Source organism: Marilutibacter penaei (assembly GCF_014145395.1).
In the GTDB taxonomy this organism is placed as follows: Bacteria; Pseudomonadota; Gammaproteobacteria; order Xanthomonadales; family Xanthomonadaceae; genus Marilutibacter; species Marilutibacter penaei.
Window position 1 is genome coordinate 116,071 of sequence record NZ_JACHTE010000004.1, and the last position, 18,468, is coordinate 134,538.

General features: G+C 69.8%; 22 protein-coding genes. 17 read left to right on the top strand and 5 right to left on the bottom strand.

The annotated features are described in order from the left end of the window. Positions 1-18 precede the first annotated feature (18 nt). The 6 genes from cysK (at position 19) to H4F99_RS06470 (ending at position 4,717) form a co-directional block, all read left to right on the top strand. Entirely contained in the window at positions 19-978 is a 960-nt protein-coding gene (cysK, locus tag H4F99_RS06445; RefSeq protein ID WP_182668910.1) for a cysteine synthase A, read from the top strand. A 197-nt stretch (positions 979-1,175) separates the two neighbouring features. Further along, positions 1,176-2,186 (top strand): aminoglycoside phosphotransferase family protein, encoded by a 1,011-nt coding sequence (locus H4F99_RS06450; RefSeq protein ID WP_182668911.1) that lies wholly within the window; start codon positions 1,176-1,178, stop codon positions 2,184-2,186. Beyond that, positions 2,183-2,884, top strand: coding sequence for an N-acetylmuramate alpha-1-phosphate uridylyltransferase MurU (gene murU, locus H4F99_RS06455; protein WP_182668912.1), 702 nt, complete (start codon positions 2,183-2,185; stop codon positions 2,882-2,884). The genes H4F99_RS06450 and murU overlap by 4 nt, the downstream gene beginning before the upstream one ends. A 66-nt stretch (positions 2,885-2,950) precedes the next feature. After that, positions 2,951-3,565, top strand: a complete 615-nt coding sequence (locus H4F99_RS06460; RefSeq protein WP_182668913.1) for an RNA polymerase sigma factor — start codon at positions 2,951-2,953, stop codon at positions 3,563-3,565. Continuing rightward, positions 3,543-3,956 carry a hypothetical protein gene (locus tag H4F99_RS06465; protein ID WP_182668914.1) on the top strand — a complete coding sequence of 138 codons (414 nt, stop codon included), beginning with the start codon at positions 3,543-3,545 and terminating at the stop codon, positions 3,954-3,956. Before H4F99_RS06460 ends, H4F99_RS06465 begins: the two co-directional genes overlap by 23 nt. A gap of 5 nt (positions 3,957-3,961) precedes the next feature. Beyond that, positions 3,962-4,717 carry a PDZ domain-containing protein gene (locus H4F99_RS06470; RefSeq protein WP_182668915.1) on the top strand — a complete coding sequence of 252 codons (756 nt, stop codon included), beginning with the start codon at positions 3,962-3,964 and terminating at the stop codon, positions 4,715-4,717. Between the two features lie 9 nt (positions 4,718-4,726). Here H4F99_RS06470 and hda read toward each other — a convergent pair whose 3' ends face one another. Genes hda through H4F99_RS06485 form a run of 3 tightly spaced genes read right to left on the bottom strand, consistent with a single transcriptional unit; the run spans position 4,727 to position 7,751 of the window. Continuing rightward, complete coding sequence (hda, locus tag H4F99_RS06475) at positions 4,727-5,434, bottom strand: DnaA regulatory inactivator Hda (RefSeq protein ID WP_182668916.1); 708 nt, start codon at positions 5,432-5,434, stop codon at positions 4,727-4,729. Continuing rightward, complete coding sequence (locus H4F99_RS06480) at positions 5,431-6,585, bottom strand: AI-2E family transporter (protein ID WP_246371419.1); 1,155 nt, start codon at positions 6,583-6,585, stop codon at positions 5,431-5,433. The genes hda and H4F99_RS06480 overlap by 4 nt, the downstream gene beginning before the upstream one ends. Further along, complete coding sequence (locus H4F99_RS06485) at positions 6,585-7,751, bottom strand: DUF2066 domain-containing protein (protein WP_182668917.1); 1,167 nt, start codon at positions 7,749-7,751, stop codon at positions 6,585-6,587. The genes H4F99_RS06480 and H4F99_RS06485 overlap by 1 nt, the downstream gene beginning before the upstream one ends. A gap of 159 nt (positions 7,752-7,910) precedes the next feature. Here H4F99_RS06485 and purM point away from each other — a divergent pair, with 159 nt between their 5' ends. From purM to H4F99_RS06510, 5 genes are read left to right on the top strand one after another with little or no spacing between them, the layout of a single operon-like run. Continuing rightward, positions 7,911-8,930 (top strand): phosphoribosylformylglycinamidine cyclo-ligase, encoded by a 1,020-nt coding sequence (purM, locus tag H4F99_RS06490; RefSeq protein ID WP_182669109.1) that lies wholly within the window; start codon positions 7,911-7,913, stop codon positions 8,928-8,930. A 5-nt stretch (positions 8,931-8,935) separates the two neighbouring features. Then, positions 8,936-9,613 carry a phosphoribosylglycinamide formyltransferase gene (purN, locus tag H4F99_RS06495; protein WP_182668918.1) on the top strand — a complete coding sequence of 226 codons (678 nt, stop codon included), beginning with the start codon at positions 8,936-8,938 and terminating at the stop codon, positions 9,611-9,613. Next, complete coding sequence (locus H4F99_RS06500; protein ID WP_182668919.1) at positions 9,610-10,398, top strand: DUF3108 domain-containing protein; 789 nt, start codon at positions 9,610-9,612, stop codon at positions 10,396-10,398. The genes purN and H4F99_RS06500 overlap by 4 nt, the downstream gene beginning before the upstream one ends. 2 nt (positions 10,399-10,400) lie before the next feature. Then, entirely contained in the window at positions 10,401-11,087 is a 687-nt protein-coding gene (locus tag H4F99_RS06505; protein ID WP_182668920.1) for a DUF3108 domain-containing protein, read from the top strand. A 10-nt stretch (positions 11,088-11,097) separates the two neighbouring features. Next, a complete protein-coding gene (locus tag H4F99_RS06510) occupies positions 11,098-11,784 on the top strand; it encodes a DUF3108 domain-containing protein (RefSeq protein WP_182668921.1) in 687 nt (228 codons plus the stop codon). 21 nt (positions 11,785-11,805) lie between these two features. Here the strand turns inward: H4F99_RS06510 and murA are convergent, their stop codons facing one another. Together murA and H4F99_RS06520 are read right to left on the bottom strand one after the other, a co-directional pair. Next, complete coding sequence (gene murA / locus H4F99_RS06515) at positions 11,806-13,077, bottom strand: UDP-N-acetylglucosamine 1-carboxyvinyltransferase (protein WP_182668922.1); 1,272 nt, start codon at positions 13,075-13,077, stop codon at positions 11,806-11,808. Positions 13,078-13,081: 4 nt separating this feature from the next. Next, positions 13,082-13,312, bottom strand: a complete 231-nt coding sequence (locus H4F99_RS06520; protein WP_182668923.1) for a BolA/IbaG family iron-sulfur metabolism protein — start codon at positions 13,310-13,312, stop codon at positions 13,082-13,084. Between the two features lie 189 nt (positions 13,313-13,501). On the opposite strand from H4F99_RS06520, the gene H4F99_RS06525 reads away from it, so the two are divergent. The 6 genes from H4F99_RS06525 (at position 13,502) to H4F99_RS06550 (ending at position 18,459) form a co-directional block, all read left to right on the top strand. After that, positions 13,502-14,515, top strand: a complete 1,014-nt coding sequence (locus H4F99_RS06525) for a KpsF/GutQ family sugar-phosphate isomerase (protein WP_182668924.1) — start codon at positions 13,502-13,504, stop codon at positions 14,513-14,515. A gap of 7 nt (positions 14,516-14,522) precedes the next feature. Continuing rightward, positions 14,523-15,107: a KdsC family phosphatase gene (locus H4F99_RS06530; protein WP_182668925.1), complete on the top strand. Its 585-nt coding sequence runs from the start codon at positions 14,523-14,525 to the stop codon at positions 15,105-15,107. Next, positions 15,104-15,667 carry an LPS export ABC transporter periplasmic protein LptC gene (lptC, locus tag H4F99_RS06535; RefSeq protein WP_182668926.1) on the top strand — a complete coding sequence of 188 codons (564 nt, stop codon included), beginning with the start codon at positions 15,104-15,106 and terminating at the stop codon, positions 15,665-15,667. Before H4F99_RS06530 ends, lptC begins: the two co-directional genes overlap by 4 nt. Next, complete coding sequence (gene lptA / locus H4F99_RS06540; protein ID WP_182668927.1) at positions 15,651-16,184, top strand: lipopolysaccharide transport periplasmic protein LptA; 534 nt, start codon at positions 15,651-15,653, stop codon at positions 16,182-16,184. Before lptC ends, lptA begins: the two co-directional genes overlap by 17 nt. After that, positions 16,184-16,903, top strand: a complete 720-nt coding sequence (gene lptB / locus H4F99_RS06545; protein ID WP_182668928.1) for an LPS export ABC transporter ATP-binding protein — start codon at positions 16,184-16,186, stop codon at positions 16,901-16,903. The genes lptA and lptB overlap by 1 nt, the downstream gene beginning before the upstream one ends. Positions 16,904-17,040: 137 nt before the next feature. Further along, positions 17,041-18,459, top strand: coding sequence for an RNA polymerase factor sigma-54 (locus H4F99_RS06550; protein ID WP_182668929.1), 1,419 nt, complete (start codon positions 17,041-17,043; stop codon positions 18,457-18,459). Positions 18,460-18,468 lie beyond the last annotated feature (9 nt).

Here is an 18,468-nt window from a genome sequence, read left to right on the forward strand (position 1 = left end):
AGTTCACCGGAGTACCCCATGGCCCTGTACGACAGCATCCTCGACACCGTCGGCAGCACGCCGATCGTCAAACTGCACCGCATCGCGCCGGAGCAGGTCACCCTGTACGCCAAGGTCGAATCCTTCAATCCAGGAGGCTCGGTCAAGGACCGGCTGGCGTTGGCCATCATCCTCGATGCCGAACAGAACGGCCTGCTGAAGCCCGGCCAGACGGTCGTCGAGGCCACCAGCGGCAATACCGGGATCGCGCTGGCCATGGTCTGTGCGGCCCGCGGCTACCCGTTCGTCGCGGTGATGACGGAAACGTTCTCCGTCGAGCGCCGCAAGCTGATGCGCGCCTATGGCGCCCGGGTCCTCCTGACCCCGGCCGCGGAGCGCGGTTCCGGCATGGTGCGCAAGGCCGCGGAGCTGGCGGAAAAGCACGGCTGGTTCCTCGCCCGCCAGTTCGAGAACGAGGCCAACCCCGCCTACCACCGCAACACCACCGGCCCGGAAATCCTGCGCGACTTCGCCGGCAAGCGACTCGACTACTTCGTCAGTGGCTGGGGTACGGGCGGCACCATCACCGGCGCCGGCGAAGTGCTGAAGCTCGCCCGGCCGGGGCTGAAGGTCGTCGCGAGCGAGCCGGCAGGCGCTGCTCTGCTGTCCGGCAAGGAGTGGCAGCCGCACAAGATCCAGGGCTGGACGCCGGACTTCCTTCCGGGCGTGCTGAGCCGGACCATCGCCGATGACATCCGTCCCATCGAGGATGTGGTCGCCCGCGACACCGCGCGCCGGCTGGCTGCCGAAGAAGGCCTGTTCGTGGGCCTCTCCGCAGGTGCCACCGTGGCCGCCGCCCTGCAGGTCGCCGAGCAGGCGCCGGCGGGGTCCGTGCTCCTCGCGATGCTGCCCGACACCGGCGAACGTTATCTGTCCACCTTCCTGTTCGAGGACGTCGCCGAAGGATCGGACGACGACTGGCTGGCCTCGCTCGGCTAGGCCCTGCTCGACGGGGAAAGCCCTCACCCCATGGAGGCTTGAGTTGATGGCGGCAACCCATGTTGCCGCCTTTTTTTCGTTGCACGCCGGCAGTCCCCGCCCCGCCACCGCGACCGCAGGTGCCTGGCCGCATCCCCTGCTGAAGGCCCGCCTGCGCTGTGCGATCCTGTCGCACCGGAACACCGCCATCGCCCCGCATGTCCCTTCCCCCCGACGCCCGCCCGGACACCCGCCTTGCCTGGCTGCATGCGGTCAGTGGCGATCCGGGTCTTGGCCTGGAACGGGCTTCGCACGATGCCGGGCACCGCAGCTACTGGCGCACCGTCGGCACGACGCCCAGCCGCATCGTCATGGATTCACCGCCCGGGCTCGAGGACGTGCGCCCCTGGCTGGCCATGCACGCCCTCCTGGACAGCGGCGGGGTGCGGGTACCCCGGCTCCTGGCGCAGGACGTGGCTGCCGGCTTCCTGCTGCTGGAAGACCTGGGGCCCGCCACGCTCGCCCAGCAGATCGACGCACGGAATGCCGATGCGCTCATCGACGCCGCCGTGGACCAGTTGTTGCGCCTGCAACGCATCCCGCCCCCACCCACGCTCGCCGTGTTCGGGGCGTCCTTGTTGAAGCGTGATGCCGACCTGTTCGACGCCTGGTTCCTGCGCCACCACCTCGGTCTCGAGCTCGACCCCGCCGACACCATCCGCCTGGCCCGGGTGCAACAGCGCCTGTCGGACAACGCACTTGCGCAGTCGCGGGTGCTGACCCATCGCGACTACATGCTGCGCAACCTGATGCCCGCCGACGCCGGCCCGGCGGTACTCGACTTCCAGGACTGCGTGGCCGGGCCGGTCGCCTACGATCCGGTCAGCCTGTTCAAGGATGCGTTCCTGAGCTGGCCCCTGGCACAGGTCGATGGGTGGCTTGCCCATTACCACGCGCGCGCGCGCGACGCCGGCATCCCCGTGCCTCCCTTCGAGACCTTCCTCCGCGATGCCGACTGGCTCGGCGTGCAGCGGCACCTCAAGGTGCTGGGCATTTTCGCCCGGCTCCACCACCGCGACGGCAAATCACGCTACCTGGCCGACGCCCCACGCTTCTTCGTCTATCTCGAAGAGGTGCTTCCCCGACACGCGGCACTGCGTCCGCTCACCGAACTGCTGGAGCGCACCATCAGGCCCGCGTTCGAACACAGGACGGGAGCTGGATCGTGAAGGCGCTGGTGTTTGCCGCGGGCCTGGGCGAACGCATGCGTCCGCTCACCGACCGCACCCCCAAGCCCCTGCTTTGCGTGGGTGGCAAGCCGCTGATCGTCTGGCATCTGGAGCGGCTCGCCGCGATCGGCGTGCAGGACGTCGTCGTCAATACGAGTTGGCTGGCCCACCAGTTCCCCGAGGTATTGGGCGATGGCCAGCGTTGGGGGCTTCGCCTGCATTTCCTGTACGAGGGTCCGGTGCCACTGGAGACCGGCGGGGGCATGCTGAATGCGCTTCCGTCATTGGGCGAGGCCCCCTTCCTGCTGGTCAACGGCGACGTCTGGACCGACTTCGACCTGGGCCGCCTTCCGCGCGATCCGGCGGGGCTGGCGCACCTGGTGATGGTGGACCCGCCACCGCAGGCCACCCGCGGGGACTTCACCCTCGACCCGGACGGTCACGTGCGAACGGGAGGCGCCCATCCCCTGACCTATGCCGGGCTGGGTATCTACCGACCGGCCCTGCTGGCTGGCTGGCAGGCCCATGCCGGAGACGTGCGCTTCGCCGAGGGCAAACCGCGGTTCAGGCTCGCACCCATCCTGGCCGCGCACATGGGGGCGGGGAATGTCACCGGCGAGCACCACCGGGGGGCCTGGACCGATGTCGGCACGCCCGGGCGCCTGGCGGCGCTCGACCAGTCCCTGCAGCCGTCCTGAGGCGTCTCACGCCTCCATCGCACGCGCAGTGCGACGCTTCCGGCTCTCCAGCCGTATCCGCGTCCAATGGACCAGCCCGTCATCCATCTCGTGGACGAACCCGAACTGCTTCGCAAGGCCCGATGGGGCGACCGCCCGGCGTTCGCGGAGCTGTATGCGCGGCACGCGGGCGCGGTACACGCACTGGCGCTGCGGCTGACCGGCGATGCGCACGCGGCCGAGGACCTGACCCACGACGCCTTCATGAAGATGCTCAGGTTCATCGGCGGCCTGCGATCCGATCGGCCGGTGCGTCCGTGGCTGAAAAAGGTGGTGGCGAATGCCGCCATCGATCGCCTGCGCAAGGCCCATGCCGGTCTCTATGCGGACGTGGACGAATCCCTCTGCGCCGATGCGGCAGCCACCCACGCCCCGGAGCAATACAGCGATGCGGGCCGGCTGCTGCAACGGCTCGACCCCATGGCCCGTACCCTGGTATGGCTGCACGAAGTCGAAGGGTGGTCGCACACGGAACTGGCCGAACGCTTCGGCCGCAGCCCCAGCTGGTCCAAATCCCAGATCTCGCGGGCGCTCTCGAAGCTCAGGCGCGATCTCGATGCCCCATCACAGTCTGCCGATTCCACCGCCTCCCCTCCTGAAGATGTTTCACCCCGCCTCAATGCCCAAGCCTCACGCCGCTGACTGCCACGTCGCCCGCCACCTGCGGGCGCTTCCCGACCCGGTCCCACCCGCCGCGCTGGAAACACGGCTGCGCGCCGCCCACGCGCATCGTGGGCGCTGGTTGCGCGGGGGCATGGGCGTGGTGGCCGTGGGCCTGTTCGCCCTGGCCTTCCTGCCCGCCCTGATGGCACCGGACCTGCAGCCCCCGCTTGCGCACGGTCCTGGCCCCAAAGGCGGGGCATCGCAGCAGATTCCCCACCAGCGTCAGGTCCAGGCGATCGACCGTGCGCTGCAGGCCGCCTATGCGCGCGGCGCCGGTGACGATGAGGTCGCGCCGCTGTGGCAGGCGCGCGAACGGCTCATGGCAGGCGCACGCACACCCGGTCCGTCCGGATCGCCGTCGCGAGGATGATGCCCATGCGCGCCGCCCTGGTGTTGGCCCTCGCCCTTGCCGGCCCGCCCCTGGTGGGCCAGGCCACCCCGTCCAGCTGGGCCCTGCTCGCGTCCAACGCCAGCGCGCTGGGTGCCGTACTCGATGTCCGCCGTCCCCATGTCGATGGCATCACCGTCCTTGCCATCACGCCGGGCGGTGCTGCGGAGCAGATGGGGCTGGAAGTGGGTGACCGGCTGCTGGTCGTCAATGGCCGCTCCCTGACGGACACGCTGACGCCCAACGACACCCTGGAAGGCGCGCTCGCCGGGGGAGGGCCGGTCAACGCCACCGTCTCGCGCGGCAACCGGACGATCGAACTGAGCAGCTCCACGCCGATCGCCGCCAGCGTGCAGCTCGAAGGGTGCGGCTACATCACCAACCGCGGCACGCTGCCCCACGTGAGCGAGAACCTCTATCCGGTCAGGATCCTCAGCATCGACGGGGATGGACAGCCCGTCGACGCCAACCGCCATCGCCTGCCCGCGGGCACGCATGCGGTCATCGTCAGCGAGCGCATCCGCGACGATCGTTTCGACCCTCTGGAGCTGCGCGCACGTACCGACCTGTACCGGCGCGACGGCTTCCGGGTCGGCAAGACGCTGGTGGTCGAGGTCAAACCCGGCATCCGGACCCGCCTGGCCGCGCGCTTCCTCGAGGACGGGATGGACCTCGGCACCATCCGCGACAACGCCTATTGGGAGCCGCTGGTATGGGAAGAGGTCGAGGACGCCTGTCCCTGACGTCGTCCCTCAGGGCGTCGCGTCCACGCTTCCGAGGATCTGCCGCAGGAACGGCACGGTGATCCGCCGTTGCGCGGCCAGCGATGCCTTGTCGAGTCGATCCAGCACGGCCGCCAGCCCTCCCAGGTCCCGCCCCTGCCGGCGCAGCAACCAGTCGAGGGCGGCTTCATCCAGCACCAGGCCGCGTCGCCGTGCCCGTTGGGCGAGCACCTCGCGGCGTCCCTCGTCGTCCAGCGCGGAAAGAACCACCCGCGCGCACTGCGACAGGCGCGAGCGGAGATCCGGCAACCCGAGTGCAAGGTCGGCGGGATTCGCCCGCGCCGCGTAGAGCAGCCCGGTCCCCGCAGCCCGCGCCCGGTTGTGCGCGTCGAACAGCGCCACTTCGTCGGCCCGCGTTCCGGACACCGCCTCCAGTCCATCCAGCGCGACCAGGTCGTGACCCTCCAACGCCACGAGGGCTTCGCTGAGGCGACCGGCCACGGCCGCAAGCGGCACGAAGGCGACCCGCCGGCCGGCACGCTCGGCTTCGGCACAGGTGGCCAACAGCAGATGGGTCTTGCCTGCCCCGGCCGGCCCGGCAACGAAGACCGCATCGCCGCCGCCTTCACCGGCCAGCGCGCGCAACTGCGCCAGCGCACCGGCCGGCGCGCTGACGAAGGTCTCGAATCGCTGGTCCGGCGGGTAGCGCAGCGCCAAGGGCAGCTGCGGCACCGTCACGAGCGCTCCCGCTCCGGGTCGATCACGGGTCCGGGCGACGCGCTCACCACCACGTCCGCCCGTTCCCCGGCGTAGAGGCGGCTGTGGGTATAACGCTCCTGCGCAAAGCGCAGCAGTACGTTCGCCACCGCCGCGACCGGCAGGGCGATCAGCATGCCGAGGAAGCCGAACAGCTGGCCCCCGGCCATGATGGCGAAGATCACCGCCGCGGGATGCAGGCCGATCCGGTCGCCGACGATGCGCGGGGTGAGCACGTACCCCTCGAGCATCTGTCCCACGATGAACACGCCCGCGACCATCAGCACCAGTGTGAGGTCGCCGCCCGGCTGTATGAAGGCCGCGATCAGGCCCATCACCACGCCAGTGGCCGTGCCCAGGTAAGGCACGAAGCTGATCAGGCCGGCGACGATGCCGATCAACAGGCCGACCTTCAGCCCGACCACCGACAGCCCGATCGCATAGATGGCGCCAAGCGCCAGCATCACCAGGATCTGGCCGCGCAGGAACGCCGACAGGACGTCGTTGGATTCGATGGCCAGGCGGCTGACCGTGCCGATATGGTCACGCGGCACCAGCAACGCGACGCGTTCGACCAGCTTGTCCCAGTCCCGGAGGAAGTAGAACGTCAGGATCGGCAGCAACACGGCATTGGCCACCAGGGTCACCAGCGCGAAGCCGGACCGCGATACATAGCCGAAGAAGGTCGCGGCGACGCCTCCGGCCTGGTCCCAGTGCTCCCGGGCAAGGTCGATCAGCCGGCGCGGGTCCAGCCAACTGGCCAGCTGGACCCCGGTGCGCTGTTCGAGCCACGGCAGGGCCGTCCCCATCGTCCAGTCGCGCAGCTTGGGCAGCATGTCGAGGACGGTCACCACCTGGCGCTCGATCATCGGGACCAGGATCACCAGGGCCAGCACGATCAGCAGGGCCATCAGCGTGAAGACCAGCGCCACCGCCACGTTCCGCGACCGCCCCGAGCGCTCCAGGCGATCCACCAGCGGATCGCCCAGCCAGCCCAGCAGCGCCGCCAGCACGAACGGCGTGAGGATCGGGGCCAGCAGCCACACCAGCCACAAGACCACCAGCGCCAGCGCGCCCCATTGCAACCGCTTCAGGAAGCGGGCGGTTTCCTCCATCGACTCGGCCCCGTGCATCACCGCACCCGGTACGTGCTGGGCGGCGGGCTCGTCGACTCGACGTCCGCATCGTCATCGGCGGGAAGCACGGGCCCGGGCGGCGGCAAAGGCTCGGGCAAACCATCGGGCGTCAGGGCCGCGACCGGCACCAGCAGGTCACCGCCCTCGGTCATCCGCTTCAGGCCCTCGAGGCCGGTCAGCAGGTCGAGTTCGAGCACCACCTGGTCCTCCGTGGCCTTCAGCGGGGTGATGCCACGCACCACCGCCAGCCCCTGGAGGTATCCGGACAGGCGGATGTAGTCGTCGGCGCTGTCCAGTCCCTGGAACGTCACCGCATGGCGTCCAGCGGGCCCGACGGCACTGCGCTTCGCGTACCGTCTGGTCAGCGCATCCGCCGCGCCGTCCGCGCCGGTGGCGATGACCTGCCGGGCATCGACGCCGGTCTCGGACCAGTTCGCGAGCACGCGCCCGCGGTCGACGAAGGTCCAGTCCGCCACCCAGCCCCCCTCGCCCCGGCGCAGCTTTCCGATCAGCTGCATGGGCGGGCTGTAGCGTGCCGAAGCCCGGGCAACGGCCGCGGTGTCGCCACGCCAGATCGCGCCGACCACCGCCTGCTCCGCGGCGCTGCCGGACGGCAAGCCGAGGCGGTACCCGCGTTCGATGGCCCGGTTCAGGACCGACCGGGCGACGTTCGACTGCTGCAGCCCGACCAGACGCGGGCCGCTTCCATCGTCGATCGCGAGCCACAACACCGGCTTGGGGCGGGGCTGGGGCCACACCGGGATGCCCAGGGTGCCAGCCAGCGCATCGACACTCGTGTCGTCGTATTGCACCACCAGTACCGTCCGGTAGGTGGGCGAGCCACTGGAGGTGACGGTTTCGTCCTGCCGGTAGTCGTAGCCGGTGACGTAGTCGCCTGCACGGCGCAGCTCGCGACGGACGCCCGGCTGGCTCGCGGCCTCACGATCGCCCGACAGCTTGCCCAGCACCTGGGCCAGGCCGCGCGCAAAGGCCGACTGGCGCTCGTCCTCCCCCTGGCCGCGCACGACGACCTCGGCCGTGTAGACGTCCTCGGCGCGGGCACGGTCGCCCTCCACCCGCTGCGCATGCGCGTCCCCGCACCACGCCAGGGTCGCGATGGCGACGATGGTCGCCAGGAAAACCATACGGATTGCACCAGTCATGCCGGGTTCGCCGCCTGAATTGCTCCGGAAACCCCGGAATGGTGCCGCAGGCCGGCTGCAACGTCCATCGCCATTGCCGGCCGGGGACGCGCCGGCTGCTAGAATGCCGGCCCCGCCTGCATCCGTCGAAACGCCCTCGTGACCAGCCCCAAGACCCCGATGACCTACCGTGATGCCGGCGTCGACATCGACGCGGGCAACGACCTCGTCGAACGCATCAAGCCCCTGGTCAAGCGCAGCTTCCGGCCCGAGGTGATGGGCGGACTGGGCGGGTTCGGCGCGCTGTTCGACCTGTCGGCCAAGTATCGCGAGCCGGTGCTGGTCTCCGGCACCGACGGCGTGGGGACGAAGCTGAAGCTGGCGCAGCAGCTGGGCCGCCACGACACCATCGGCATCGACCTGGTGGCGATGTGCGTGAACGACGTGCTGGTGCAGGGCGCCGAGCCGCTGTTCTTCCTCGACTACTTCGCCACCGGCAAGCTGGACATCGACACCGCTGCGGCGGTCGTCGGTGGCATTGCCGCCGGCTGCACCGAGTCCGGCTGCGCGCTGATCGGCGGCGAGACGGCGGAAATGCCCGACATGTACGCGCCCGGCGAGTACGACCTGGCCGGCTTCTGCGTGGCCGGTGTCGAGAAATCGAAGCTGCTCGATGGTTCGAAAACCCGTGCCGGCGACGTGCTGGTCGGCATCGCCTCCTCCGGCCCGCACTCCAACGGCTACTCGCTGATCCGCAAGATCTACGAGCGTGCCGGCAGCCCTGCAGGCCATGTCCTCGAAGACGGCCAGGCGCTCGCCGATGCACTGATGGCGCCGACCCGCCTGTACGTGAAGCCCGTGCTCGAACTGCTGGGCACCCACGACGTGCATGCCATGGCCCACGTGACCGGCGGCGGCCTGACCGAGAACATCATCCGCGTGATCCCGGACGGCCTGGGCATCGACATCGACGCGTCGAGCTGGCCGTTGCCGCCCGTATTCAAGTGGCTGCAGCAGGAGGGCGCGGTTGAAGATGCCGAGATGTGGCGCACGTTCAACTGCGGTATCGGCTTCGTGCTGGTGCTGGATCCGGCCAGCGTCGCGGCCGTCGGGACCGACCTCGACCGACTCGAACTGCCGCACTGGCGGATCGGCGAGGTGGTGGCCAGCGAGGGCAGCGAACGCGTCCGGATCGGCTGACGCCGATGCTGCGCATCGCCGTGCTTGCCTCGGGCCGGGGCAGCAACCTGCAGGTGATCGTCGACGCCATCGCGGCCGGGACGCTCGATGCCCGTGTCGTCGGCGTGTTTTCAGACCGTTCGAAGGCGGGTGCGCTGGAGCGCGCCCGCGACGCCGGCATTCCCGCCTTCACGCTGCGCCCACGCGATTTCGACGACCGCGCGACGTTCGACAACGTGCTGTTCAGCCAGGTCGAGGCCGTTCAGCCCGACCTCATCGTCTGCGCGGGATATATGCGACTGTTGAGTCCACACGTCGTCGAGGCGCGTCCCGGTCGCATGATCAATATCCATCCCTCGCTACTGCCGGCTTTCAAGGGCCTGCACACCCACCAGCAGGCACTGGACGCCGGTGTCTCCAGGCATGGCGCCAGCGTGCACTTCGTCACCGCGGAGCTGGACGGCGGTCCGGTGATCGCGCAGGCGGAAGTGCCGGTGATGGAAGACGATGATGCGGCCACCCTCGCCGCACGCGTGCTGACCCGCGAGCACCCCCTGCTGCGCGCGACGGTGGAAGCCATCGCAGCGCGCCGCGTCGGCTGGCAGGACGGCCATGCCACGTGGGAGGACCAACCGCTTGCCGCGCCGCTCCAGCTCGACCGCGCGGGTGTCCTCCAACCGCCGGCCGGATCCCCCCTCGCATGACCATGGCTCATTCCCTCCGCCCGGCATTGGTCGCCTGCCTGCTGGCCTGCGTGTTGCCCGCGGCCGCGCAGGCCCCGGTCATCCACGACATCGCACCGGTCTCCGGATCCTCCCTGGTCGAGAGCGGCCGGGAGCTGGAACCCTTCGTCGCCCGTTACCAGGTGATCGCCGATGGCAGGAACCTCGGCGAGGCCACCCTCCAGCTCGTGCAGCTTGCGCCCCGTCGCTGGCGGGTGGACCTGGACATGAGCGGCCGCGGCCTGTTCCGCCTCGCCGGCATCCATGCCGAGCAGAGCACGGTGTTCGAGGACACCGCGGGGGGCTTCCTGCCGCTGAGCCAGGGCACCGTCCGCCGCCATCTGTTCAACAACAAGCGCATCACCGGTACCTACGACTGGTCCAACCGCCAGGCGGTCTGGGAAGGCGACGTCAAGGAGGGCCGCGAGGCGCCGGTGGCCCTGCAACCGGGCGACCTGAGCGGCCTGTTGATCAACCTTGCCGTCATCCGCGATGCGGAGCCCGGTCGCGAGCTGCGGTACCGGTATGTCGACAACGGCCGGGCCAAACCGCACGCCTACGCCGTCGCCGCGGAAACCGAGAGCGTGGCCGTGGGCGAACTCAGCTACGACGCGATGCGCGTCACCCGCCAGCCCGATCCGGGGGACGACGAACAGACAGTGATCTGGGTCGCGCGTGGCGTGCCCACCCCCATCCGCATGCTCAAGCGCGAGGATGGCGTGGACAGCTACGATCTCAGACTGGTGGACTACACAGGAGCACAATAGCGATGAACCGACTGGCCATCCGCCTTCCCATGTTCGCCCTCGCCGGCCTGTTGGCCGTGGCTGCGCTGCCCGCGCGCGCCCTCGAGCCTTTCAACGCCGAATACACCGCCCGCTACATGGGCATGGAAGCCGACGGCCGCATGAGCCTCCAGCCGGAGGACGACAGCCGCTGGCGCTACAGCCTGGAGGTCAGCAACGCCCTCGCCGACCTCAGCCAGGTCACCGTGTTCGAAGTCGATGGCGACCAGTGGCGCCCGCTGAGCAACCGCGACACCAACAAGGTGCTCGTCAAGCGCAGCGAGAAGACCGCCACCTACGACTGGAATGCCGGCCAGGCGCGCTGGAGCGGCGACGTCAAGGCGGACCGGGCCGGCCCGATCGCCCTGCAGCCGGGGGACCTCGATGCCCTGATGGTCAACCTGGCGATCGTCCGCGACCTCGCCGCCGGCACCCCGATGCACTACCGCATGGTCGACGACGGCCGCGTCAAGGAGCTCCAGTACCGCAATGCGGGTACCGAGACGATCACCATCGCGGGCCAGTCGCGCGAGGCCACCAAGGTGGTGGGCGACGACGGCCGCCGCGAAACCACCGCATGGATCATCGACGGCATGCCCGTCCCCGCGCGCATCGTGCAGAAGAACCGCGACGGCGACGCCCTGGAACTGACCGTCAAGACCCTGCGCTGAGGCCGCGACCATGAATGCTCGCCTCCTGCTCCTGCTGCTCTCCCTGCCGCTCATCCCAACCGTCGCGGAGGCCGCCACCCCCCGGGCAGCAACGGCGCACTACCAGGTGACCTACAACGGAATCTCCGCCAGCGGCTCGATGTCACTGCGGCCCGATCAGGATGGACGGCGCTGGACCTACGCGCTCGCGATGGGCAACAGCGTGGCGAGGATCGAACAGGCCACGGTGTTCCGGGCGGGGACCACTTCATTCCTGCCCCTCGCCGCCACCCGGAACATGCGCTATCCGCTGGGCAGCCGCAGCGTCACCACGCGATTCGACTGGAGTGCGCGTAGCGCCGCCTGGACCGGTGACGTCAAGCCCGGCAAGGCAGGACCGGTCCCCGTACAGCCCGGCGACGTGGAGCCGTTACTGCTGAACCTGCGTCTGGTCGAGGACGTCGCGGCCGGACGTCCCCTCGCCTATCGGGTCGTGGACAACGGGCGGGTCAAGAACATGCGCTATACGCGCCTCGCGAACCAGACGATCCAGGTGGGCGGTCGCAGCATGGATGCCATACGGCTGTTCCATGGCGACGGCCCCAAGCAGACGGTCGTATGGCTGGTCCCGGGCGCCCCCTTTCCGGCGCGCATACTGCAACACGAGCCCGGCGGAGACAGCGTCGACCTGCGCATGACGTCCTGGCGACCCGCCTGAAGCCAGGCGGGCAACACCGAATCAGCGCACGCGCCGGATCGAGGCGCCCAGCGCGGACAGTTTTTCCTCGATGTTCTCGTAACCGCGGTCGAGGTGGTAGATGCGGTCGATGGTGGTCTCGCCATCGGCCACCAGCCCGGCCAGGATCAACGAAGCCGAGGCCCGCAGGTCCGTGGCCATGACCGGTGCGCCGGACAGGCGCGGCACGCCGCGCACCACCGCGGTGTGGCCGTCGACACGGATGTCGGCCCCGAGCCGCAGCAGCTCGTTGACGTGCATGAAGCGGTTCTCGAAGATCGTCTCGTTGATCACGCCCACGCCCTCGGCGATGCAGTTCAAGGCCATGAACTGCGCCTGCATGTCGGTCGGGAAGCCGGGGTGTGGCGCCGTGGTGATGTTGACCGCCGCCGGCCGGCGTCCGCCCATGTCCAGGGTGATGCGGTCCGCGTCCACGCCGATGTCGGCCCCCGCCTGCCTGAGCTTGTCCAGCACCGCGTCCAGCGTGTCCGGGCGGGTGCGATGGGCCGTGATGCGCCCCCCGCTCATGGCCCCGGCCACCAGGAAGGTGCCGGTCTCGATGCGGTCGGGCACCACGTCGTGGCGCCCGCCCTGGAGGCGGTCGACGCCCTGGACGAGGATGCGGTTGCTGCCCGCGCCCTCGATGCGCGCGCCCATCGCCTTCAGGCACTCCGCCAGGTCGACGATCTCAGGCTCCATGGCGGCGTTTTCCAGCACGGATTCGCCTTCCGCCAGTGTCGCGGCCATCAATACGTTCTCGGTCGCGCCCACGCTGACCATGTCGAAAACATGTCGTGCACCCTTCAGGCGGGACGCACGGGCCTTGATGAAGCCGCCTTCGACGACGATCTCGGCGCCCAACGCCTGCAGGCCCTTGATGTGCAGGTCGACCGGACGCGAACCGATCGCGCAGCCACCGGGCAGCGAGACCTCCGCATGGCCGTATTTCGCCAGCAGCGGGCCGAGCACCAGGACCGAAGCGCGCATGGTCTTCACAAGCTCGTAGGAGGCGACCTGGCTGTGCACGGTGGTCGGATCCACCGTGATCCCGCTGCCCCGGCACAGCGTGCCCTCGTCGACGGTGATGCCCGCCCCCAGTTCGCCCAGCAGCTTCACCGTGGTGACCACGTCGTGCAGATGCGGGACATTTCCGATCTCGACCGGGCCGTCGGCGAGCAGGGTCGCGCACAGGATCGGCAGCACGGCGTTCTTGGCGCCGGAGATGTGGACGTCGCCATGCAATGGGCGACCGCCCTGGACGATGATCTTCTGCATGCGCTCAGCCCGCCTCTTCCGGGGTCAGCGTCTTCAGTGCCAGGGCGTGGATCTCCCCGCCCATGCGGTCGCCGAGGGTGGCGTAGACCAGGCGATGACGGGCGAGCGGCAGCTTGCCCCGGAAGGCCTCGCAGACCACGGTGGCCTCGAAATGCACGCCGTCGTCGCCACGCACCTCGGCGCGGGCGCCGGGCAGGCCCCCTTCGATCAAAGACTGGATGGTGCTGGGATCCACGCGATACCTCTGGGAATGCACGGGGCCGGCCCGACTGGGCGGCGGGACCGGCGGAGCGGAAGGGAGCGTCCGCACGCCACGCGGCGGACCGGCGACTTCGGGCAAAGCGCTCCGGAACCGCCTAGAATTGACGGATTAGCGTAGCCCAATCGCTGTCCCCCACCAATCCCGACACAGGGAATCCGTCGAATGGCCGCGTCCCCCACGCCCGTCCGTCCCGCCATCACGTTCGCCCCCGGCCAGCTGGCCGAAGCGGGCCGGCGCGTCTTCGAGGTCGAAGGCCAGGCCCTCGCGGCGGTCGGGGCGCGTATCGGCGACGCCTTCGCCCGTGCATGCGGGTTGGTCCTGCAGGCGCCGGGCCGCGTGGTGTGCACCGGGATGGGCAAGTCCGGGCATGTCGCCCGCAAGATCGCCGCGACCCTCGCCTCCACCGGTACGCCCGCCTTCTTCGTCCACCCGGGCGAAGCCGGCCATGGCGACCTCGGCATGGTCACCGATGCCGACGTGGTCCTCGCGCTGTCCAACTCCGGCGAAAGCGACGAGGTGCTGATGCTGCTGCCGGTCCTCAAGCGCCAGGGCAATCCGCTGATCGCGATGACGGGCCGACCGGGCTCCACGCTCGCCACCGAGGCCGACGTCCACCTCGACGTGACCGTGCCCGCCGAAGCCTGTCCGCTCGACCTCGCCCCCACCTCCAGCACCACCGCGGCGCTGGCCATGGGCGACGCCCTCGCGGTCGCGCTGCTGGAGGCGCGCGGCTTCACCGCCGACGACTTCGCCCGCTCACATCCGGCGGGGTCGCTGGGCCGTCGCCTGCTCCTGCACATCACCGACGTAATGCATGCCGGCGACGACGTGCCGCGTGTCCGCGAGGACGCCAGCCTGAGCGAGGCGCTGGTGGAGATGAGCCACAAGCGCCTGGGCATGACCGCGATCGTCGATGCCGACGGCCACCTGCTCGGGCTGTTCACCGATGGCGACCTGCGCCGCACCCTCGACGACGCCAACGTCGACATCCGCGGCGCGCGCATCCGCGATGTCATGACCCGCTCGCCCAAGACCATCGGCGCCGACGCACTCGCGGTCGAGGCCGCGCGGCTCATGGAAACCCACAAGATCAGCGGCCTGCTCGTCGTCGACGCGACCGGCAAGGTGGTCGGCGCGCTGAACATTCACGACCTGTTGCGCGCCCGCGTGGTGTAACCCGTCCATGCCCTACAGCCACTTGAACGACTACCCCGCCGATATCCGCGAACGCGCCGCGCGCGTGCGCCTGGCCTGCTTCGACGTCGACGGCACCCTGACCGACGGGCGCCTGGGTTTCGACAGCGACGGCCGCGAGCTGAAGGCATTCCATGTCCACGACGGCCTGGGGCTGGTGATGCTGCGCCGGTCCGGGATCGCCGTCGCGTTCGTGACCGCGCGTGCGAGCGCCGTAGCCGAGCGCCGCGCCGAGGAGCTGGGCGTGGAGGCCCACACCGGGGTGAAGGACAAACATGCCTGCGTGCAGGCGATCGCCGACCGCCTCGGCATCGGCATGGAGGCGGTGTCGTTCATGGGAGACGACCTGCCCGACCTGAAGGTCATCCCGCACGTGGGGTTTTCCGCGGCGCCCGCCGATGCCCACCCGTGGATGCGTGAGCGCGTCCACTGGCGCACGCGCGCCCTTGCCGGGCGTGGTGCCGCACGCGAGTTCTGCGACCTGCTGCTGGCGGCGCAGGGCCATGCGGAGGCCCTCCTCGCGGACATCGCCGGCAGCACAGGCGGCCCTGCCAGCGACGGCCGCCGCGCATGAACTGGCGCACCCTCACGACACTGGCTCTGCTGGCCGGCGCCCTGCTCGCCGGCTGGGCATTGTGGAACCAGCGCGATCGCGGCCCCGCGACCGGTGCCGCCGACAGCCCCCCGGACTACATCCTCAACGACTTCGAGCTGATCGCGCTCGACAGCGAGGGCCAGGAGTCCTTCACCCTGCGCGCGCCGCGGCTGGAACGGGACCCCGACAGCAAGACCCTGGACATCATCACCCCGGTGTTCGTGATCCCCTCGAAAGAGGAAGGCGGACACCCCTGGGAAGTGCGGTCCCGCACCGGCTGGGTCAGCGCCGCCGGCGACGAAATCCGGCTGCGCGACGAGGTGGAGGCCGTCAACGGCGCGAAGGACGACGAGACCCCCACCCGCATCGCGACCGAGCAGCTCGACGTCTTCCCCGAAGCCCGGCGTGCCACCTCCCCCGTTAAAGTGACGGTCACCCAGCCCGGCCTCATAATGAACGGGCGCGAGCTGGTCGCCGACCTCGAGCGCAACCAGATCACCCTGAAGGACACCCGGACCCGCTATGAGAACACCCGCTAGCCTCGCCGCGACGCTGCTGCTGGCCCTGCTTGCCGCGCCGACGGAGGGACTCGCACGTTCGTCGGACCGGGACAAGCCGATGGACATCAATGCCCAGACCATCGAGCACGCCCTGAACGATAGTGGCCCGTCGACGTTTAGCGGCGACGTGGTGATCACCCAGGGGACGCTCGACATCCGGTCGGCCCGCGCCGAGGTGACACTCCGTGGCAGCGAGCCCACCCGCGTGGTGCTGACCGGCAGCCCGGCCACCCTCACCCAGGAAATGGACGACGGCAGCCCCTTCAACGCGAATGCGCAGCGGGTCGACTATGACCTCGACACCGACATCGTCACCCTGACCGGCAACGTCGTGGTGAAACAGCGCGGCAACACGATGAACGGCCCCAAGGTCGTCTACAACATGGGCACCGGCCGCGTGCAGGCGTCCGGGAACGCATCGGAAGGCGGCCGGGTCAACCTGCGCCTGGTGCCCAATCGCGCGCCGCGGCCCACCAACGGGTCGGAGGGCGGCTGATGCTGGTCGCCGAAGGCCTGCGCAAGGCCTATCGATCGCGCGAGGTCGTCAAGGACTTCGGCCTGAGCCTCGAGGCAGGCGAGGTCGTGGGCCTGCTGGGCCCCAACGGCGCGGGGAAGACGACCTGCTTCTACATGATCGTCGGCCTGGTGCCCGCGGACGCCGGGCGCATCACGCTGGACGGCAAGGACATCACGGGCGAGCCGATGTACGCGCGCGCCAAGTTCGGCGTGGGCTACCTCCCCCAGGAGCCCTCGGTGTTCCGCAAGCTCAACGTCGCGGACAACATCCGCCTGGTGCTCGAGCTGCGGGCGGACCTGGACAAGGCCGGTCGCGAACGCGAACTCGCCAGCCTGATGGACGAATTGCAGGTCACGCACGTGGCGGACCAGCCGGGCGCCAGCCTGTCGGGCGGTGAGCGCCGGCGGGTCGAGATCGCCCGCGCGCTGGCCGCGCAGCCGCGCCTGATGTTGCTGGACGAACCCTTCGCCGGCGTCGACCCGATTTCGGTCGGCGAGATCCAGCGGATCGTGAGCCACCTCAAGAATCGCGGCATCGGCGTGCTGATCACCGACCACAATGTCCGCGAAACCTTGGGAATCTGCGACCGCGCGTATATCCTGAATGAAGGCAGCGTGCTCGCACAGGGGGCGCCGGACGCGCTGCTGGCCAATCCGGACGTGCGTCGCGTGTACCTTGGGGAAACTTTCCGCCTGTAACGCTGCGGTCGCGCCGTCGGGCCCGGGCCGTCGATACCCCTCCCCGTCCGGGGACCCCGGGGTGCCGCCGGTCGGCCGGTCCCGTGGAGAGGTCGGACCCGCCGTTACCGTCAGGCCATGCACCGTCGCGACAGGACATGAAACCCCGCCTCCAGACCTCGTTGGGACAGAATCTGGTCATGACGCCGCAGTTGCGTCAGGCCATACGGCTTTTGCAGCTGTCCGCCGCGGAACTCGAGCTGGAACTGATCGAGGCGGTCGAGAGCAACCCGCTGCTGGACTGGACCGAGACCGCGATCAGCGCCAACCCCGGCGACACGCCCACCGGCGCGGCGGATGCACCCAGCAGCGAGGCCCAGCCGGACGGTCCCGACGACTGGGGTCCCGGCGACGGGGAGCCCTGGTACGAACGCGTGGGGCCGGCCGATACCAGCCTCGCCGAAATGATGGCCGAGCAGGTGGTGGACGACGATACCCTGCACGACCACCTGCTGTGGCAGCTCCATCTCAGCCCCCTGTCGCCCCGTGACCGGCAGATCGGCGCGACCCTGATCGAAGCGATCGAGGACGACGGTTACCTGCGCGAGCCGTTCTCCGCGATCGTCGAATCGCTGGCGCCCGACATCCAGGCCCGCGAGGACGAGGTCTGTGCGGTCCTGCGCACCATCCAGCGTTTCGACCCGGCGGGTGTCGGCGCCCGCGACCTCGGCGAGTGCCTGCGCCTGCAACTCGACGCCCTGCCCGCCTCCACGCCCGGACGCAGCCTCGCCCACGTCCTCGCCAACGGGCCGCTGCAGCGCCTGGCGAAAGTGGGGGTCGAGGGGCTGGCCAGCGAAATGAAGCTGGACGTCGCAGAGGCCGAGGTGGCCGTTCAGCTGTTGCGTTCGCTGGACCCCCGGCCGGGCTCGCAGATCGGCGCGACCGACCATGACACCTATGTCGCCCCCGACGTCGTGATCTGGCGCCAGCACGGCCTGTGGCGCGTATCGCTGTCCGACAGCATGCGCCCGCGCATCGGCATCCATCGAGGCTATGAGGGCATGATCCGCGGGGCACGTCCCGAGGATGCGAGCTACCTGCGCGGCCACCTGCAGGAAGCACGCTGGCTGTTGAAAAGCCTTGAAGCGCGCGGCGAGACGCTGCTGAAGGTCGCGCAGTGCCTGGTCAAACAGCAGGCGGGTTTCCTCGAGTTCGGGGACAGCGCGTTGCGACCGCTGACCCTGCGCGAGGTGGCGGCCGAGATCGGCATGCACGAGTCCACCGTGTCCCGCGCCATCGCGCGCAAGTACGCGCGCACCCCGCGCGGCACCATCCCGCTGCGCGGCTTCTTCGCATCCGGGGTGAGCAACGACAGCGGTGGCGAGTCCTCGAGCACGGCGATCCAGGCGATGATCCGCCAGCTGATCGACTCCGAGGATCCGCGCAAGCCGCTGTCGGACGCACGGCTGGCCGCCTCGCTCAAGTCCACCGGTGTCCCCGTGGCGCGCCGTACCGTCGCGAAGTACCGTGAGGCGATGAACATCCCGTCTTCCCAGGAGCGCGTCCGCATCGCGTGACGACACGGT

Coding starts and splice junctions, on each gene's coding strand:
- lptA (WP_182668927.1), top strand. CDS start 15,651: ATGAGAACACCCGCTAGCCTCGCCGCGACGCTGCTGCTGGCCCTGCTT.
- H4F99_RS06485 (WP_182668917.1), bottom strand. CDS start 7,751: ATGACTGGTGCAATCCGTATGGTTTTCCTGGCGACCATCGTCGCCATC.
- H4F99_RS06550 (WP_182668929.1), top strand. CDS start 17,041: ATGAAACCCCGCCTCCAGACCTCGTTGGGACAGAATCTGGTCATGACG.
- H4F99_RS06505 (WP_182668920.1), top strand. CDS start 10,401: ATGAACCGACTGGCCATCCGCCTTCCCATGTTCGCCCTCGCCGGCCTG.
- lptB (WP_182668928.1), top strand. CDS start 16,184: ATGCTGGTCGCCGAAGGCCTGCGCAAGGCCTATCGATCGCGCGAGGTC.
- H4F99_RS06525 (WP_182668924.1), top strand. CDS start 13,502: ATGGCCGCGTCCCCCACGCCCGTCCGTCCCGCCATCACGTTCGCCCCC.
- H4F99_RS06450 (WP_182668911.1), top strand. CDS start 1,176: ATGTCCCTTCCCCCCGACGCCCGCCCGGACACCCGCCTTGCCTGGCTG.
- purN (WP_182668918.1), top strand. CDS start 8,936: ATGCTGCGCATCGCCGTGCTTGCCTCGGGCCGGGGCAGCAACCTGCAG.
- H4F99_RS06470 (WP_182668915.1), top strand. CDS start 3,962: ATGCGCGCCGCCCTGGTGTTGGCCCTCGCCCTTGCCGGCCCGCCCCTG.
- cysK (WP_182668910.1), top strand. CDS start 19: ATGGCCCTGTACGACAGCATCCTCGACACCGTCGGCAGCACGCCGATC.
- purM (WP_182669109.1), top strand. CDS start 7,911: ATGACCTACCGTGATGCCGGCGTCGACATCGACGCGGGCAACGACCTC.
- H4F99_RS06480 (WP_246371419.1), bottom strand. CDS start 6,585: ATGCACGGGGCCGAGTCGATGGAGGAAACCGCCCGCTTCCTGAAGCGG.
- H4F99_RS06500 (WP_182668919.1), top strand. CDS start 9,610: ATGACCATGGCTCATTCCCTCCGCCCGGCATTGGTCGCCTGCCTGCTG.
- lptC (WP_182668926.1), top strand. CDS start 15,104: ATGAACTGGCGCACCCTCACGACACTGGCTCTGCTGGCCGGCGCCCTG.
- H4F99_RS06530 (WP_182668925.1), top strand. CDS start 14,523: ATGCCCTACAGCCACTTGAACGACTACCCCGCCGATATCCGCGAACGC.
- H4F99_RS06460 (WP_182668913.1), top strand. CDS start 2,951: ATGGACCAGCCCGTCATCCATCTCGTGGACGAACCCGAACTGCTTCGC.
- murA (WP_182668922.1), bottom strand. CDS start 13,077: ATGCAGAAGATCATCGTCCAGGGCGGTCGCCCATTGCATGGCGACGTC.
- H4F99_RS06465 (WP_182668914.1), top strand. CDS start 3,543: ATGCCCAAGCCTCACGCCGCTGACTGCCACGTCGCCCGCCACCTGCGG.
- H4F99_RS06510 (WP_182668921.1), top strand. CDS start 11,098: ATGAATGCTCGCCTCCTGCTCCTGCTGCTCTCCCTGCCGCTCATCCCA.